The sequence below is a fragment of the Brevibacterium sp. H602 genome (assembly GCF_051172395.1).
GTDB lineage: Bacteria > Actinomycetota > Actinomycetes > Actinomycetales > Brevibacteriaceae > Brevibacterium.
In genome coordinates this window covers 117,268-134,417 of sequence record NZ_JBPIZD010000010.1, presented here as the reverse complement: position 1 = coordinate 134,417, position 17,150 = coordinate 117,268, and the positions used below count along the sequence as shown (strand labels likewise).

Sequence of the window (17,150 nt, the reverse complement as noted above, 5' to 3'; positions counted from 1 at the left end):
TGAAAGCGTGACCACAACCGAGAAGAAGCCCCGTCGCCTCGTCATCGTCGAGTCTCCGACGAAGGCGCGAACGATTGTGGGATACCTCGGCGACGGTTATGACGTCGAGGCCTCCGTCGGTCATATCCGCGACCTGCCCACCCCTTCGGAGCTGCCCGCCGATATGAAGAAGGGGCCGTACGGAAAGTTCGCTGTCGACGTCGACAACAACTTCGATCCCTACTATCGGATCGACCCGGGCAAGAAGAAGAAGGTCACCGAACTCAAGCGTCTGCTCAAGGACGCCGACGAACTCTATCTGGCAACGGATGAGGACCGCGAAGGAGAGGCCATCGCCTGGCATCTGCTCGAAGTCCTCAAACCGAAGATTCCGGTCAAGCGCATGGTCTTCCACGAGATCACGCCTGAGGCGATCGACCGGGCCCTGGAGAACACCCGCGAAATCGACACCTCGCTCGTCGACGCGCAGGAGACCCGCCGCATCCTCGACCGTCTCTACGGCTACGAGGTCTCACCAGTGCTGTGGCGCAAGATCCGGGCCGGGCTCTCGGCCGGACGTGTGCAGTCCGTGGCCACCCGGCTCGTCGTCGAACGCGAACGCGAACGCATGGCCTTCGTGCCTGCCGACTACTGGGACCTCGATATCGATCTCGGTCTGCCGGACGGGACGAACCCGTTCGCCGCGAACCTCACCACCCTCGACGGGTCGCGGGTGGCCAGCGGCCGTGACTTCAACGACAAGGGCGAACTGAAGAACACCTCGGCAACGATCGTCGACCAGGCGCGAGCGGAATCCCTGGCCACGGAGCTGAACGGCAGCGCCAAGGATGCGCTGACGGTGACCGCGGTGGAGTCGAAGCCCTACTCCCGCCGCCCGGCCGCTCCGTTCACGACCTCGACCCTGCAGCAGGAAGCCGGTCGCAAACTGCGCATGAGCGCTCGTCAGGCCATGCGCACCGCGCAGTCGCTCTACGAGCACGGCTACATCACCTATATGCGTACCGACTCCTCGGCGCTGTCAGGACAGGCCATCGCCGCCGCTCGCAAGCAGGTGACCGAACTCTACGGTCCCGAATTCGTTCCGCAGTCGCCGCGCCAGTACTCGAGCAAGCAGAAATCGGCGCAGGAGGCCCACGAGGCGATCCGCCCCGCCGGTGACTCCTTCCGCACCCCGGCACAGGTGTCCAAGCAGCTGAACGGTGACGAGTTCCGTCTCTACGACCTCATCTGGAAGCGCACCGTCGCCAGCCAGATGGCCGACGCGAAGGGCAAGACCGCGACCATCAAGGTCAGCGCCGCCCTCGCCGACGGTCATGAAGCCGGATTCAGCGCCAGCGGCACCGTCATCACCTTCCGCGGATTCCTCGCCGCCTATGAAGAAGGTCAGGACGCGTCCCGCTACGACACGAAGTCCGGAGAGTCGCGGCTGCCGCAGGTCGAAGAGGGCCAATCGCTGTCGGTCGTCAAGGCCGAAGCCGACGGCCACACCACCGCTCCGCCGCCGCGCTTCACCGAAGCCAGCCTGGTCAAGCAGCTCGAAGAGCTCGGCATCGGCCGACCCTCGACCTATGCGGCGACGATCTCCGTCATCCAGGACCGCGGCTATGTGACCACTCGCGGCAACGCACTGGTGCCCAGCTGGTTGGCGTTCTCCGTCGTCCGACTGCTCGAAGAGCACTTCACCGGGCTGGTCGACTATGCGTTCACCGCTGACCTCGAATCCGAACTCGACCGGATCGCGATGGGCGAAGAGGACCGCAACGACTGGCTGGCCGGATTCTACTTCGGCGACAAGGGTCAGGACCGAGAGGGACTCAAAGCAATCGTCGACGACCTCGGCGATATCGATGCGCGCGAGGTCAACACCGTGGCCATCAGCGAAGGTGTGAACCTGCGGGTGGGCCGCTACGGTCCCTACCTTGAGGTCGCCTCGGAGAAGGACGGCGAGGACCCGAAGCGGGTCTCCGTCCCCGACGATCTGGCACCCGATGAGCTGACAGCGGCGAAGGCGGCCGAACTCATCGAATCCCAGGGCGACGGCGACCGCGAGCTCGGTGTCGACCCGGAGACCGGACACACCATCGTGGCGAAGAACGGTCGTTTCGGGCCCTATGTCTCCGAGGTGCTGCCCGAACCCGAGGAGAAGCCGAAGCGGGGTGCGAAGAAGCCGAAGCCGCGCACAGGTTCGCTGTTCAAGTCGATGGATCTGAACTCGATCGACCTCGAGACCGCGCTCAAGCTGCTCAGCTTGCCGCGCGTGGTCGGCCAGGACGAAGAGGGCACGGACATCACCGCGCAGAACGGCCGCTACGGGCCGTACCTGAAGAAGGGCACCGACTCCCGCTCCCTGACCGATGAGGAGCAGATCTTCAACATCACCCTCGAGGAGGCGCTGAAGATCTACTCCGAGCCGAAGCAGCGCGGCGGTCGACGTGCTGCGGCACCGCTGAAGGAACTCGGCGAGGACCCGGAGACGAAGAAGCCCGTCGTCGTCAAGGACGGTCGCTTCGGACCGTATGTCACCGATGGTGAGACGAATGCGACTCTGCGCAAGGACGACTCCGTCGAAGCCGTGACGCTCGAACGCGCCGCGACTCTGCTCGCTGAGAAGCGCGCGAAGGGACCGGCGAAGAAGAAGGCTTCGGCGAAGAAGGCCCCAGCCAAGAAGACGGCTGCGAAGAAGACGACGGCCGCCAAGACGACAGCGGCGAAGAAGACGAGCACGGCCAAGCCGAAGACTCCCTGAGTCGACGGCTACCGAGCTCGCGGCGATCACCGGTCACGACTTTGCGGTGACTCCAATCCCGTCAGGGGCGAGGTCAGCCGCGCGACGAATCTGCGAAGTCGGTGAGCGCCTGGCCGTCGAGTCGGTAGGTCTCCCACTCGTCCTGCGGCTTCGCACCCAGTGATTCGTAGAACCCGATGGACGGGGTGTTCCATTTGAGCACGCACCATTCGAGCCGCGTCAGTCCGCGCTCCTGGCAGATCTGCGCCAGCCGGCCGAGCAGCGCCTTTCCGGCTCCCGAGCCGCGATGTTCGGGCAAGACGAAGAGGTCCTCGAGCCAGATGCCGTTCCTGCCGGTCCAGGTCGAGAACGAATGGAACCAGATCGCGATGCCGATGACCTCGCCGCCCGCCTCGGCCACGAGACCGAACGTGTTCGCATGACCATCGACGGGGAACATCACTGCCGCGAAATCCGCCTCGGTGGCCTCCACCGCATCCGGTTCCTTCTCATAGACAGCCAGCGCGCGGACAAGCCGCAGGATCTCCGGCAGATCAGAGCGTTCTGCTTCACGAATGGTGACGGTCATGGTGTGTGCTCCCACAGTCGTTCGGTCACAGTAATTCAGCCTCCGCAGTTCGCGCGCTGTCCCGGCCTGTGGCGGCCACAGCTTTTGCCGACCTCACAGCCGGTGCTTGTCCGCGTGGGCGGCTACTTCGGCCAGCTCCTCGGCGGTGGGGGACAGGGGCGAATCCGGATTCGCGTCGGTATAGTAGGCGGCGAACGCCTCGGCGACGGAATCGATCGTCACCTCGGGATGGACCTCGCTGATCGATCCCCCCGTGGACGGATCCCAATCGATTCCGAGGGCGGCCTCGACATCAGTGAGCACCGCGCGGATCGGATCAGGGTCCTCGACGACGACGGACGACGAGAACAGCCAGGCACCGGAGACCACGCGCTGGGCGGTGCCGATCGCCTTGATCCGCCCGGCCACGTTGACGCTGTGCTCACCGGGGCAGTATTCGCCGGGAATCTCGCCGAGGCGGGCGTCGATGCCCAGCCCGCGCAGCACCTCGACATAGTCCTGGCCGAAACCGGTGAACCGTGCGTTGGTATTCGTGATGAATGAATCACTCGGTTCGATGTGATCGATGACCAACGACCCCGGATGGTAAGCGGCCGCACGCCCACCGAGGCTGCGCAGAGCAGGCGTGAAACCGTGATCCCGAGCCGCTTCGATGGCGGCGGCGAAACCCGGCAGGAAACGATCCCGGGCACCGAACGCCAGGGTCGGGGCCGGACGGTACATCCGCAGGGTCGCCCCGCGGCGTCCGGCCTTGACCGAATCGAGGAGGACGCGGGCGAAAGCGAGTTCCTCCACGGGGCCTAAGCCTTCTGCCGCCACCGTGGTCATCGCCAGTGAGTCAGTGTGCACGAGTTCAAGGGTAGAGGATCGGCAGGCTCCGGTCGGGTTCGGGTTGTCGCAGATCGCACTCGTTTCCAAGAGATATGTCAGTTCGGACAGATAGTGTAGGGCTGTGAGCATGTTGACGACTACAGGACACCGACTGCCCGGAGCCCCCGGCCGCCTGGTCACCGAGACCGCAGCCTGGGGTGCCCTGATCGTTTTAGTCGCGATCAGCTATGTCGTGGCAGGAACCAGCGGACTCGTCGCGACGGTGGGCGGACGCGCCTTCACCGCCATGGGAGAGTCTCTCAGCGCCGGAGGATTCGACAACCAGATGGGCAGTCTGTCGCTGCTCATCGTCTTCGCCCTCTCCTGCGCCGGTCTCTTCATCCCCGCAAAGGTCTTCGCTTCCCGCCCGCCGGCGGTGCGCAAGACCGCTCTGAGCATCTCTGCGATCATCGAAGCCGCCATCCTAGTCGTCCTCAGCCTTGCGCCCAGCGCCTGGTTGACCTGGGTCGCGGCCCTGTTCCTCGGCGCAGTGGTGGGTCTGCTCACGAGCATCAACCCCTTCAGACACGAGAAGCCGTGGCGCCGTGTCGGCATTCCCGCAGCCGTTCTCGTATTCGTCTCCTGCGCCTTCCAGATCCTCGGCGGATCCGCCGCAGGAACCCAAGCGCTCGGCTGGGTGTCTCTGCTGGTGGGAATCGGCATGGCTGCCGGTTCCGTCATCATCTTCCTCACCCCCGAACGCGCCCTGCACGCGGAGTCCGCGACGACCGGACAGTTCCCCGAACTCAAGGCCCGGGTCGCCCGTCCCGCAGAGTCGATTGCGAACCCGTGGGTGTGCATCGGCCTCTTCGCCATCCTCGGCGCCACCTTCATGCTCGCCCAGCCCACGGCGATCGGCCACGGCTATGGTCAGGCCGGGTTCGCGGTCATCATCGCCTGCTGCCTCGTCGGATGGGCCATCGGATTCGAGATGGGACCGACCTTCGCCCCCGGCATGTCCCGTCCGCGCGTGTCTACGTTCGCTCTGCTCGTCTCCGGTGTGCTGCTGCTGGCCACCGGCGGAATCAACGAACTCTCCGGCAAGGTCGTTCTCTCCGCTGCGATCGCATTCCTCGTCGGCATCGGTGTGCGCGCTCAGCCCTATGACTTCTCCCGCCGCTACGGTGCCGTCGCCGGTGCCGGACTGGCCCTGGTGATCAACGCCCTCGACCTCGGCGGCACGGTCGAGGTCGGCTCGAGCCCCGACTGGGTGCTCGCCCCCAGCGACGTGGCGTTCCTCATCTTCGGCATCTCCGCCCTCATCGCCGGAGTCATCGGACTCTTCACCTTCGATCCGCACCGATTGCAGGGCCTGTCCGTCGACATCGTCCACGGATTCCGCCCGCCCACCCAGCCAGAGGCTGCGGCAGGCGGACTCGGAAACTCGGCCGAGCGCCTCGGCGCCGGATTCTTCATCGCCATCGAAGGCGGAGACGGTTCCGGCAAGACCACACAGATCAAACGCATCTCCGCGGCTCTGGCCGATGACGGCTATCACGTGGAGGCCACCCGCGAACCCGGCGGCACCGAACTGGGCACGAAGATCCGCTCCGTCCTCTTCGACTCCGACCCGCCGAGCCCGCGCACCGAAGCCCTGCTCTTCGCCGCCGACCGTGCCCACCATGTGGCGTCCCTGGTCGACCCCAGCCTCGATGCCGGAAACATCGTCATCACCGACCGGTACATCGATTCGACGATCGCCTACCAGGCAGCGGGTCGCAGCTTCGACGAGAAGACGATCCTCGCACTGAGCCGCTGGGCCACACAGGGGCTCGTGCCCAACCTGACGATCGTCCTCGACATCGAACCCGAGGTCGCCGCCGAGCGGATGGGCAAACGTGGCGACAGCAACTACCTCGACGAGGAGAACCAGCAGTTCCACCAGCGAGTGCGCCAGACCTACCTGTCCCGTGCGCACAAGGAACTCGACCGCTACGTCGTCCTCGATGCGTCGGTCGACGCCGATGAGCTGACCGAGCAGATCCTCGCGGCCATCCGCGCTCGGCTTCCGCAGACCCTGGTCAAACGCGACACCGGCACCGAGGCGGCCCCCGCCGCAACGTCGAATGCCGAGCCCGACAGCGGCCCGGAACGCAGCTCCGTGCCGATCGCTGCCGTGGCCGCCGGAAGCGTGGCGGACGACGGTGCGGTCGAGTCGGACGACGAGAAGGACGTATTGCCCTCTGCTGACGGCTCCGCAGAAGTGGTCGGTGCCCCTGAGACCGAGGACGACTCTGTCGACAGCCGCAATACGGCAGACGGCTCCGCCGAGGACGACACCGACGCGGACGACACAGACGAACGCGATACGAGCGGCGAAGACGAGATGCACGAACGCGGACCGCGCTTCGTCCCGGCCTCCAGCGATCGGTTCGTTCCCTCTGCGATCACCGACGCCGAGGCCGAGATCTCCGGTGCAGTTCCCACCGAACGCGTCGACCTCGGGGCCGATCTGCGGGAGGATCCGGCCGCCTCGGCGAATGTGGAACGCTCCGCCGCTTCCGCATCCCCGGCATCCGCGGATGAGAATGCGGACCGGGATTCGGAAGGCGACGAGGAGGAACTTCCGTCCTTCTTGGAACCGAAGAGCTCGCATCGTTCAGATGAGGCCCCGAACCGTTCCGACGAGGACGCGGCGACCACGGTGCTGCCGGCCAGCGGGACCGCCTCGGAGGCGCTCGTCGACGACAGCGATGATGCCGATGGTGTGCCGACGGACCGAATCGTCGCAGATGAAGACGCGGAAACCCGGATCGTCAACCGTGTCGATGCCGAAGATGCCGAAACCCGCGTCGTCCACCGGGCCGATTCGAGTACCGAAGCCGGTGAGGATGACGCAGTCGATGACTCGGTCGATGCCGGGGACGCAGAGACCACGGTGCTGCCGGTCCGCACCGCCCGCGAGATGAGCCGTGAACGGCTGCAGGCTCAAGCCGAGATCGAACGGCAGGCTCGGGAACGTCTGCGCAGGCAGCGCGAACGCAGCACCCGTCGCTTCACCAACCCGGAGGATTCCTGAAGTGAGCGTCTTCGACGAACTCGTCGGGCAAGATGACGTCATCACCCAGCTCGGCTATGCCCTGGACAACCCGGCGGCGATGACCCACGCGTGGCTGTTCACCGGACCGCCCGGGTCGGGGCGGTCGAACGCGGCGCGCGCCTTCGCCGCCGCGCTCATCTCCGGGGGCACTGAATCGAATGACGTGACCGCCCGAGTGCTGTCGGGTCATCACGAGTCCCTGACGATCATGTCGACGCAGAAATCGGTCATATCGATCGAAGAGGTCCGTGAACTCGTGTCCAAGGCACAGGCGTCGCCCGTGAACTCGAAATGGCGCGTCGTCATCATCGAAGATGCCGACCGGATGATGGAACGCACAGCGAACGTGCTGCTCAAAGCCATCGAAGAGCCGCCTCCGGGAACCGTGTGGCTGCTGTGCGCGCCGAGTCCGATCGATGTGCTCACCACCATCCGGTCGCGGTGTCGTCCTGTGCGACTGCGCATCCCCTCTCGGGATGCCGTGGCACAGCTGCTGATGCAGCGCGACAACGTCTCGGAAGATCGCGCACACTGGGCTGCCGCAGTGGCCCAGAACCACATCGGGCGCGCGAAATACCTCGCACTCAACGAATCGGCTGATGCCGAACGTAAACAGATTCTCGCGATCCCCGGCAAACTCACCTCCGTGGGGGCGACGATCCGTTTGGCCGGCCGCATCGTCGACAACGCTGCCGAAACCGCGAAGTCACGAGTCGAAGAGCGCAACGCCGCCGAGCGGACTCAGCTGCTGACCACCTTGGGTGTCGAAGGGGAGAAGACGATTCCGCCGTCGGCCAGAGCGCAGATCAGGAAGCTCGAGGAGGAGCAGAAGCGCCGCTCGGTGCGGGCCCGCAACGATGAGCTCGACCGGATCTTCCTCGAACTCATGAGCCTCTACCGCGACATCCTCATGTACCAGCTGGGGATCCGTGACGGGTGGATCAACGCCGGCGAAGTCGATCTCATCGCCGAACAGGCGAACCGGGATGGTCCCGACACCACGCTGCTGCGCATCGACGCCATCACCGAGGCCCGGCAGCGTCTGCAGACGAACATGTCGCCGGTGCTCATCGTCGAAGCAGCCTTCGTGCTGCTGTCGAACCCCTGGCTGCAGGAAGACCGCACCGGCGCGATCTGAGTTCCGGGGCCCTGAATCGACGGCGTCGAGAAGCGCCGGGGGAGTAGTCGGCCCCTCAGCTCTCGCTGAGGAACTCTGTGACGAGTGCCGCGGTGAGTTCGATGCGGCGGGGAATCCAGATCTGCAGGGCATGTTCGGTGCGGGCGTGGGAGCCTCCACCGACGGTGCCGAGACCGTCAAGGGTCGGAGTGCCGACTCCGGCGGTGAAGTTGCCGTCAGACCCTCCGCCGACGGCGACGGACCGCAGCGGGGGATGCCCAAGTCGTCCGGCCAGCCGTTGGGCGCGGGCGTAGAGGCCCATCGCCATGTCCTCTTCGAGCGGAGCACGGTTGATTCCGCCCTTGAGTTCGATCTTCGCACCGGCCACGGTGGGCGTCAGGGCGCGCAGAGCATCGTCGATGCGCACCTGTTCATCCGCCGAGGCGGCTCTGGAGTCGATGCCGACGACGGCTTTGGCCGGTACGGTGTTCGTTGTCGAGCCGCTGGTCATCACGGTCGGGACGACAGAGGTTCCGGCCGAGGGTTTGTGCAGGCCAGCGATCTCGACGACCTGGTTGGCCACCTCGATGGTGGCGTTGATGCCCTTCTCCGGTTCGACTCCGGCATGCGATGCCAGGCCGGTGACTTCGAGCTGGTAGATCGCCACTCCCTTGCGAGCGATCTTGACGGCGCCGTCGGCGGCGCCGCTTTCGAACACGAGAGCGGCTTTCGCCCCGCGTGCTTCGTCTTCGATGATCTGTCGGGAACCCGGGGAGCCGAGTTCTTCATCGGCGGTGATGAGGAGGCTGACACCATCGAGGTGGCCGAGTTCGGAGCGGACCTTTGCCAACGCGTAGATGGCGATGAGCAGTCCGCCCTTCATATCATCGGCACCGGGTCCGCGGACCACTCCGTCCTTGACCGAATACGGAAAGTCAGCGAGCGTGCCGATGGGCCAGACGGTGTCGTGGTGGCCGATGAGCACGACCTTGCGCGGGCCGGCGCCGAAGCGCCACAGCACATGCGGGTGGCCGTCGGTCTCGATGATCTGAGGTGCGGCACCGAGCATTCCGGTGCCGATGCGCGAGACGAGTCTGGCGCTGCGGGCCAAGGAAGAGAGGTCGTTGGAGAACGACTCGCATTCGATGAGCGCCTGGAAATCACTCATGAAGTCGTCGGAGTCGAACTCTGCCATGGATGTCTCACCCTCGTGTCTGTGCCAACTGTCCTTTCAAGGTTAGCGGGTGCGTGACTGTTGCTGTGCGGCACCCGTTCGACGGCGGGCCAGACGCCCGGATGTCGCCCATCAGTAAGAGGGTGACGAAGCTCTCTGTCTTCACCGCCCAGTAGGGTGATCGCCGTTTTGACCGCTGGCAGAGAAGTTGGCTAAAGTTGGTTCGGTTGCCGCCTTAGCTCAGTCGGCAGAGCGATTCACTCGTAATGAATAGGTCGCGGGTTCGATTCCCGCAGGCGGCTCGGCAACAGCCCCTCTGATCAGCACAAATGATGATCAGAGGGGCTTTTTGTTTGGTTCAGCTGAGAGACACCTCGGGTTATAGGCCAAAATGTGTGTACAGCAGCGGCGTGTCCTACCCGTCGTTCTCACCGCGACCGGCCTCCCCAGCCTTTCTGGATGCCGTTACCGTCCTCGACACTGAACCCGGTCCCATACAACCGTTTCGTCTCTTCCCTATCCTGTCTCGGGCTTGATCACGACCGGCCGCTGACGGTCGAGTGCCCAGGCGTCTGCGGTGACGAAGGTCCACGGGTTCTTTGGTGCCTCGGTCCGCAGATACAACAGCCAATCGACCCCACGTCGGGCATGATCGATCGACAAGCCTCGATGGGCACGGAGGAAGTCCTTGATCGCCTTGTTCGGGACCAGATCGACTCTAGCCTCTGCACTGGATTGGCTGCACCAACTGGGTGCAGCCTTGCCTACAAGATTACACGATGCACTGCGATTTCACCAGTTTCAAAGTGCGGTACTGTGATTGCAGCAGTATCGACTTCCTCGTAGATCAGGAGACGCGCCGTGGCCGACACCTCGCCGACCGATACCTTCGCTCGACGCCTCCGCGAGGAGCGCGCCCGAGCGGACGTCAGCCAGACGGCGCTGGCCAAGCGGATCTCGGAGATACTCGGCTATTCCGTCGATGGGACTGCCGTCACGCGCATCGAACGGTCTCAACGGGCCGTCCGCCTTGATGAAGCCGTTGCTGCGGCTGAGGCCCTCGACGTGCCGCTCATGACCCTGCTGACCGCCACGAGTAGCGTCGACCGCAGGATCCGCGCGCTCCGGCGCGACCTCGAGCTGCAGGAGCAGCGAGCGAAGGCGGCAGAGTCGGAATTTCAGCAGGCGCAGTCCGCGATGGCTCATATCCAAAAGGAGATCGAGGGACTTGAGGCTTCCCTGGAGAACTGACCGCCGGATCGTATGCTCGCGAGCCGCGGCCCGGCGGCCAGGCTCTCCATGGTCGGCGCTGAGTGCCGGGCTGGACGCTCGTGGAAGGGCGGCAGGCGGTGGCGGTGCGAGCTCCGGTCACACAGGATGTGTGACTGCGAATTGCTTGGTAAACCAGACGAAAACAACCCCGGTCACACAGTCACACACCCTTTCGACCTCTTGCGCGTATGCGCGGGGGATCTATATGTATATATCCCCGCGCACGTGCGCGCATACTTCTTTCGAGGGGTATGTATGTGACTGGTCGTGAGTGAGCATGCAGTGATGTTGGTTTATGAGGCGAAATGCCGGTCACACACCTAGTCACACACACCATCACGCACCCAGTCACACGGGAATCCGCGTGTGACTGAGGCGAGCCCCCAACCATCCGCCTTCCTCCCGCGACTCCGGCCTGGCGGCGAGCCGCCGCCCGTAGGGCGGGGCCGCGAACCTCCCGCCTGTCCCCACGTCCACGGCAGTCCTCCCGCAGCCGTTGCCTTCGAGCCGATCCTGTGTCCGTGCCCCGCCATACAGTTGATGCCATAGCCGACTTCCCGCCCACGTCCCGCGCCTTCGCCGACGCCGTCCACCACTACCGCCAGCTGCGCGACCTCAGCCTCGACGAGCTCGCCTACGTCCTCTTCCAGCTCGGCCACGGGCTGACGACCGCGGACCTGCGCCGCATCGAGCACTGGGAGCGGGCCGCCACCGTCGACAACCTCATCGCCATCGCGGCGGCCCTCGGCGTACGCCCGGCGATCCTGCTCAGTCTGCGGATCATGAGTCGAGTCTCTCGCATGCATCTGCCAGGGAGCGGCAGATGCGGAGACTGCCGTGGCACGGACCTGCTGGCGGTATTCGGCAGTCAATGACAACATTGGAAATATGGCATCGCTCCCGTCTCGCTTCCGTACTTTCGGTACCACGATGGTCACCATCGTCCACCGCCCCGGTACCGAAGACGAGCAGCGATTTGACGTGGAGGCTCACATCCAGGCAAAGACCGGGTTCTTTGCTGTAGACACGCCGATATATGAAGGCGATGTCGTGGAGTTCCCGGACCCACGCGGCGGCACAGCTCGTAAGGTCGCGGCGGCTGTCGACGTCAACAATCCCACGGGGCCATCATTCCGCGGCATGGAGCACATCCACGTGACCTGGGGCGCTGCACCGCCGAGCCGAATAGCAGCTGTACGCCGACTGTCGATCGAGAACCTTCATGAGGACATCATCGGCTCATCGAGCGAACTGTTCGCCGACGGGCACTACGAAGCCGCCGTGAGCGAGGCATTCAAGTCGATCGAAGTCCGCGTGCGGGAGCTCACGGAGTCCACGCAGTCTGGCGTCAAGTTGATGGGTGAGGTGTTCGGCGGCTCGAACCCGCGGGTTTCTGTGTCCACCGCATCTGGTCAGAGCGGAAAGGACGAGCAAGAGGGGTTCGCAGCGCTCTTCCGTGGGGCGATGCTCGGAGTTCGGAATCCAAGGGCGCACGACCTGTTCCGGCCCCGGGACCCTCAACAAGCGTTGGAATACCTCGGATTCGCCAGCCTGCTTCATCGCCAGCTCGACGGCGCGACTGCGAAGTAGCGGCTCTCTCGCAGAGCGAGGTCTGAACGCCCGTCCGTACCGGAGCTTGGTCAAGTTTCGGCATAACGACTGACTTCGATTAGTGCGTGCCCGGGCGCTGATGCGATGCCCGGGCACGGCGATCCGCGGTCCTACTGTCGGCCGATGAAGGTAGAGGGTGTAGCGCTTACTACCCCGTCCGCGAATCGGCTTGGTCGGAACGCTTTGAGCAGCGGTGAGCTGTCTCCTCGAACTTCATCAGCAACGAGCCGTCCTAGTAGGGGAGCCATGGTCATTCCGCTGTGGGTGACAAGCGAGTAAGCCCGGTGGTGATCGTCGAGGTATCCGACGATGCTCAGCCCGTCTTCCGGGAAGCTGCGTCCGCTGAAAATGACGCGGTCCACTGGGATGTGCGTGCCAAAGAGCGATTGAAGCTCGGTCTCCATGACGGCCCGGACCTCGTTGTGCAGTCCCGGGCTCTCTCCTTCTTCGGTACGAGCTTCCACGGAAGGAATCTGGACGAACATGCTACCGTCGCGACGCGGACGAACGTTGATCTTGTCGGAAATGATGATCCGGTTGAGGTTCACGTCTGTGGGAGCAGTGACACCGAGCAGGCTGTGTGTCCGTGGTCCGGGCTGAGACAAATCTGCCACTGGTAGCAGGAGACCCGATCGATCTGCGATGGCTCCGGAGTCTGCGCCGGCTGCGATGATCACTTGGTCGAAGTCCCGTGTGCCTCCGTCAGCGAATTCCACTGTCGCCGTGTCTGAGTCGGTTCTTACGTGGACAACTTCTGCAACTTCCGGAACGACGGCGGCCTCTTCGAGGAAGCCCTCAATGAGGCTGCCGAACGCTTCGTTGTCCAAGTGAGCTTCGAGAGGAAAGTACAAGCCTGAGTCCGTCGGCCAGCTCACAGTGGGTTCAAGCTGGCGTAGGCGGCCAGAGTCGATTCGTTCGACCGGGTAGTCAAGCTCCGCCGATTCAGTGAATCGCTCGTCATATCCGGTCGCTTTGTCTGGTGAGCTGTCGAACATGATGCACCCGTGCTGGTGGAACCACGTTCCGTGACTGGCGAATCGTTTCTGGAACTCCTCGTGAGCCGCGATACCGGCACGGTTGAGCCGGTGGTATTCGGCGGGGAGTTTGTGGTTGGCGTTGATCCAGGCGAATGAGCGACTGCTTGCTTGTGCGTATGGTCCTGTCTTGTCGACGATCGTGACGTCGTGTCCGTCGTCGACGAGGTTGAATGCGGTGGTGAGTCCGAGGACTCCTGCACCGATGACGAGTATCTTCATGAAAGGGCTCCTTCTTTTTCGGAGAGTGCTCGGGCTTGCGGTTTCTTCACGGCAAGCATGATGAGGTAGGCGATGAGGCTCGCGATGATGCCGAAGATTGCGTAGGGAATGGTGGTTCCTGCGATGTGGGCGATTGCGCACACGACGAGACCGGCCGCCATAGAGACATATCCGACTGATACGTCGAGTTTCCATTTGTTGGTCAAAATCATGCCGAGGAGGAACGGCACGGCCAGCATCGAGGCCGAGTAGGCGTACGTTGCGACGAGCCAGTTGAGCGCGGTGGGGAAGACGATGGCAAGGACTGCAGCGATTGCGGAGACTGCGACGGTGCACCACCGAGACATCGCAACGAGGTCGGAAGATGTGTCCTTGTTCTTGACGAACGCTGGCCTGAGATCATTGACCAAGTTGACCACGACAGAGTGCAGTGCCGACCCGGTAGTTGAGACGATCGTGGCCATGAGGAACGCACCGTAGATTGCGATGAGCCAGACTGGCAATTGGGCGAGGAACCACCCTGCTGCCTGTTCGCGGCCGTCGACGCCGAACTGGTCGGTCATGCTGCGCACCGAGACTCCGACGATAAGTGCATAGATTCCGGATATGCCGATCAGAATGCTGCTGAGATAGAGGCCCTGTCGGGCCTGTTTGACGTTGCTGGCAGCGAAGATGCGCTGGTAGTAGAGCTGATTGGTCAGCGTTCCTGGGAGAATGGAGAACAGCCACAGCAGGATCGTCAGTCCACCTGCGGCAGTGAGCCCGGTAGGCATCGTGGTCAGCTCGGCCGGGAGGTTCTTCACGATCGTCGACGGTCCGCCGGCGTTGATGATCGCGTATGCGCCGACGACGATCGATGCGATGACCATGAAGACGCCGAAGAAGAAGTCGGACCAGGCGACTGATGTCAGTCCGCCGGGGAGGACGAATGCGATGGAGACCACGGCCATGATGATGATCAGTGGCGTGATCCCGATGCCCGTCACCGCGTTGAAGAGGTTGGCGAAGGCGATGAACTGCGTGGCCAACCAGCCGAACGGAACGACGATGACGGCCAGCGCGACCATAGAGAGCATGAGCCGGTGCTCACCATAGAGTTTCGTGAAGACTTCGGGAATGGTCGAGAACGTTCGGCGGCGCAGCCATCCAGCGAAGATCGCAATGACGAGAAGGCCGACGATGACGAAGATTTCGTACCAGAACACCGACAGACCCCATGCGTAGGCGATGCCGACGTGGGCGACGAGTACGCCGCCGCCGACTGCGGTGGCGTATTGGGTGAAGGCGATGACGTAGAGCGGGAGGTTACGGCCGCCGACGACCCAGGAGTCATTGGATTTGGCTCGTTTACCTACATAGAACGAGATGAGCGCCCCGATCCCGATGACGATGGCAGCAGTGACTGAGATGAGTACTGTGGTGCCGATGTTCATGACGAGCTCCGATCAAAGCGCTGAGAGTCCATGATGGCGATCGCATCTGATGAGGTGCCCGTTTCAACGAAGTCGCTGACGATGGAGCCCATCATCGGTGAGAATTTGAATCCTTGACCAGACATGCCCACAGCTAGAACGATGCGGGAGTCGGCGCTCGAGGGACCGACGATCGGTGCACCGTCGACGGTGAATCCTTCTGTCCATGTGGACACCCGGTAGGGAATGGGGTCGACTCCTGGCATGAGGCGGGCCACGGCGTGTTCGGTTGATTGGACGACTTCGTTTTCAATGAATCGGGGGAGGTCATCGACCGAGTCAAGTGTTTTCCAGGCGAGGTGGTGGGGAAGAATTTTGATTCCGAGTCCGTCGAGGGCAGGGAAGCAGGAGAATCCGCCTTCTGGATGTCGACGGATGGAGATCGGCATGTGTTCTGGCGTGTGCAATGGGACGTCTTTGGCTGGGAACCACATGGCGACCAAGCGCAATGCTTCGACGGTGCTGGAGTCGAACTCGGTCAGTTCGTTCACCCACGGGCCGGTGGAGACGACGATCTTGTCGAACGCGTGAGCGCCATCGGCGGTGTCGACCATGACCGAGTGGCTCAGTGATCGGATGTTGAGCACTCGGGTATAGGGCTTGAAGTTGGCCCCGAGTCGCTCGGCTTCCTTGCGTGCAGCCAGTACAGCAGCTTCTGGTCGAAACACTCCGGCAACCGGATCGAAGACGCCGACTTCGTCGCTGTCGAGCCCGAACTGCGGGTACCGCTTCGCCATCTCCGTTTGCGAGAGCACTTCGTGGTCGAGGTCCGCGGCCTGAGCACAGTCGATGACGGCGGCAACGTCTTCGATGTCGGGATGGCCGATCATGAGACCTTCGCACATGGTGAGTACGGAGGTGTTCTGATTCGACTGTAGCTCCTGCCACTTGTCGAAGGACTTCCTCAGGATGGGCACATACTCCGGGCCCTCTTTATAGATGGTCCGAAAGATTCGCGACTCGCCAGCCGATGCGCCTCGGTCGTTCGGGGAGTTCCACTGGTCGAATACGGTGACGTCGTATCCGCGTGTGGCGAGTTGCCATGCGGTCATCGTTCCGATGATGCCGGCTCCGACGACGGCGATTTTCTCGGGGTTAGCTGTTGTCAATTTGACTGACCTCCAGAGTCATATTTCGGGGGTGGATGTAGAACTCGGCGACCTCGATGATGGAGTCATCGGCCAAGTGAGTGGTGCGCTGTTGGCAGACGACTGGTTCCGAGGAAGAAATTTCGAGGTGGCTGGCATCGAACGTCTCCAGGAGAGCTGCTCTGAGGACGGTGTTTGCCCGTCTGATCCCAAGGCCGAGTGAGTTGTAATAGGCGATCGTGGTCAGGTGCTCCAGGTTCTGCGAGAGGACTTCTGGCGCACGGCTGAGATTGATGCAGCACCGTTCGAGAGCCAGTGGTTGACCATCAGCGCTGTACTTCATCCTCGTCAGCGCAGCAGTTGGTTGCCCTTTTGGGAACACGTTCCGGCTGAGTGGAAATGATTCGGCTGAGGAGACTTCGACGCTGACGACTTTATGGTCGCCGTCGACTTCAGGGCTGGTCAGCGAAGGATCCATCATCCGGAGCAGGTTGGTGCGCAGGCCAGTTGAAGCGACGATCGTTCCTGATCCGCGTTTGCGAGAGACGAGGCCGGCTTCCACCAACGCGTTCATTGCCTTCTGCACGGGGTTGCGACTGACGCCGAAACGCTCCATGAGTTCCTTCTCCGTGGGGAGTTTTTGCCCCACGTCGAAGAGCCCTCTGTGGATGTCTGCTTCGATGCTCTCGCGGATCTCAAGGTGCTTCGCCGTCGCCATACTGTGATGCTAGACACATGGATAAGAGATTGCAATAATATAAAGGTAATTACTTTTGAACCACCCGATCTATGGTGGCTCGGGAATGGTCCTCTGGGGAACGAACTTGGACGCGTCTGGGGTCGAGCTGAGCGCGATCTTTTGTGCCTGACTTAGGATCGAGCGATCGAGTTCGCCTTGGTCCGCAAGCATCATCAGCGAGACGGGAGTCGACTCAA

13 protein-coding genes and 1 tRNA gene are annotated in these 17,150 nt (G+C 63.1%); 7 read left to right on the top strand and 7 right to left on the bottom strand.

Annotation, left to right across the window (positions count from 1 at the left end):
* The first annotated feature begins 7 nt into the window (after positions 1-7).
* Positions 8-2,746 (top strand): type I DNA topoisomerase, encoded by a 2,739-nt coding sequence (gene topA / locus ACSBQT_RS09590; protein ID WP_410710761.1) that lies wholly within the window; start codon positions 8-10, stop codon positions 2,744-2,746.
* Between the two features lie 73 nt (positions 2,747-2,819).
* Here topA and ACSBQT_RS09585 read toward each other — a convergent pair whose 3' ends face one another.
* Together ACSBQT_RS09585 and ACSBQT_RS09580 are read right to left on the bottom strand one after the other, a co-directional pair.
* Positions 2,820-3,314 carry a GNAT family N-acetyltransferase gene (locus ACSBQT_RS09585; RefSeq protein ID WP_410710760.1) on the bottom strand — a complete coding sequence of 165 codons (495 nt, stop codon included), beginning with the start codon at positions 3,312-3,314 and terminating at the stop codon, positions 2,820-2,822.
* Positions 3,315-3,407: 93 nt separating this feature from the next.
* The gene (locus tag ACSBQT_RS09580; protein WP_410710759.1) at positions 3,408-4,163 is read right to left on the bottom strand and encodes a lipoate--protein ligase family protein; all 756 of its coding nucleotides are present in this window, start codon (positions 4,161-4,163) and stop codon (positions 3,408-3,410) included.
* 109 nt (positions 4,164-4,272) lie between these two features.
* Between ACSBQT_RS09580 and tmk the strand changes: the two genes are divergently transcribed.
* Together tmk and ACSBQT_RS09570 are read left to right on the top strand one after the other, a co-directional pair.
* Positions 4,273-7,203 (top strand): dTMP kinase, encoded by a 2,931-nt coding sequence (tmk, locus tag ACSBQT_RS09575; RefSeq protein ID WP_410710980.1) that lies wholly within the window; start codon positions 4,273-4,275, stop codon positions 7,201-7,203.
* 1 nt (position 7,204) lies between these two features.
* A complete protein-coding gene (locus tag ACSBQT_RS09570; protein WP_062244797.1) occupies positions 7,205-8,362 on the top strand; it encodes a DNA polymerase III subunit delta' in 1,158 nt (385 codons plus the stop codon).
* A gap of 55 nt (positions 8,363-8,417) precedes the next feature.
* Here the strand turns inward: ACSBQT_RS09570 and ACSBQT_RS09565 are convergent, their stop codons facing one another.
* Entirely contained in the window at positions 8,418-9,536 is a 1,119-nt protein-coding gene (locus ACSBQT_RS09565; protein ID WP_435001641.1) for a M20/M25/M40 family metallo-hydrolase, read from the bottom strand.
* A gap of 208 nt (positions 9,537-9,744) precedes the next feature.
* On the opposite strand from ACSBQT_RS09565, the gene ACSBQT_RS09560 reads away from it, so the two are divergent.
* The 4 genes from ACSBQT_RS09560 (at position 9,745) to ACSBQT_RS09545 (ending at position 12,377) form a co-directional block, all read left to right on the top strand.
* Positions 9,745-9,817, top strand: a tRNA-Thr gene (locus ACSBQT_RS09560).
* Positions 9,818-10,376: 559 nt separating this feature from the next.
* Complete coding sequence (locus ACSBQT_RS09555) at positions 10,377-10,766, top strand: helix-turn-helix domain-containing protein (protein WP_410710756.1); 390 nt, start codon at positions 10,377-10,379, stop codon at positions 10,764-10,766.
* 542 nt (positions 10,767-11,308) lie between these two features.
* Positions 11,309-11,662 carry a helix-turn-helix domain-containing protein gene (locus ACSBQT_RS09550; protein ID WP_410710755.1) on the top strand — a complete coding sequence of 118 codons (354 nt, stop codon included), beginning with the start codon at positions 11,309-11,311 and terminating at the stop codon, positions 11,660-11,662.
* A gap of 55 nt (positions 11,663-11,717) precedes the next feature.
* Complete coding sequence (locus ACSBQT_RS09545) at positions 11,718-12,377, top strand: TIGR02391 family protein (RefSeq protein WP_410710754.1); 660 nt, start codon at positions 11,718-11,720, stop codon at positions 12,375-12,377.
* Between the two features lie 131 nt (positions 12,378-12,508).
* Here ACSBQT_RS09545 and ACSBQT_RS09540 read toward each other — a convergent pair whose 3' ends face one another.
* The 4 genes from ACSBQT_RS09540 to ACSBQT_RS09525 are packed head-to-tail and all read right to left on the bottom strand — an operon-like array spanning position 12,509 to position 16,932.
* Positions 12,509-13,654: an NAD(P)/FAD-dependent oxidoreductase gene (locus tag ACSBQT_RS09540; RefSeq protein WP_410710753.1), complete on the bottom strand. Its 1,146-nt coding sequence runs from the start codon at positions 13,652-13,654 to the stop codon at positions 12,509-12,511.
* A complete protein-coding gene (locus ACSBQT_RS09535) occupies positions 13,651-15,087 on the bottom strand; it encodes a sodium:solute symporter family protein (RefSeq protein ID WP_410710752.1) in 1,437 nt (478 codons plus the stop codon). The genes ACSBQT_RS09540 and ACSBQT_RS09535 overlap by 4 nt, the downstream gene beginning before the upstream one ends.
* A complete protein-coding gene (solA, locus tag ACSBQT_RS09530; RefSeq protein ID WP_410710751.1) occupies positions 15,084-16,235 on the bottom strand; it encodes an N-methyl-L-tryptophan oxidase in 1,152 nt (383 codons plus the stop codon). Before solA ends, ACSBQT_RS09535 begins: the two co-directional genes overlap by 4 nt.
* Positions 16,222-16,932, bottom strand: coding sequence for a GntR family transcriptional regulator (locus ACSBQT_RS09525; protein WP_435001640.1), 711 nt, complete (start codon positions 16,930-16,932; stop codon positions 16,222-16,224). Before ACSBQT_RS09525 ends, solA begins: the two co-directional genes overlap by 14 nt.
* Positions 16,933-17,150 lie beyond the last annotated feature (218 nt).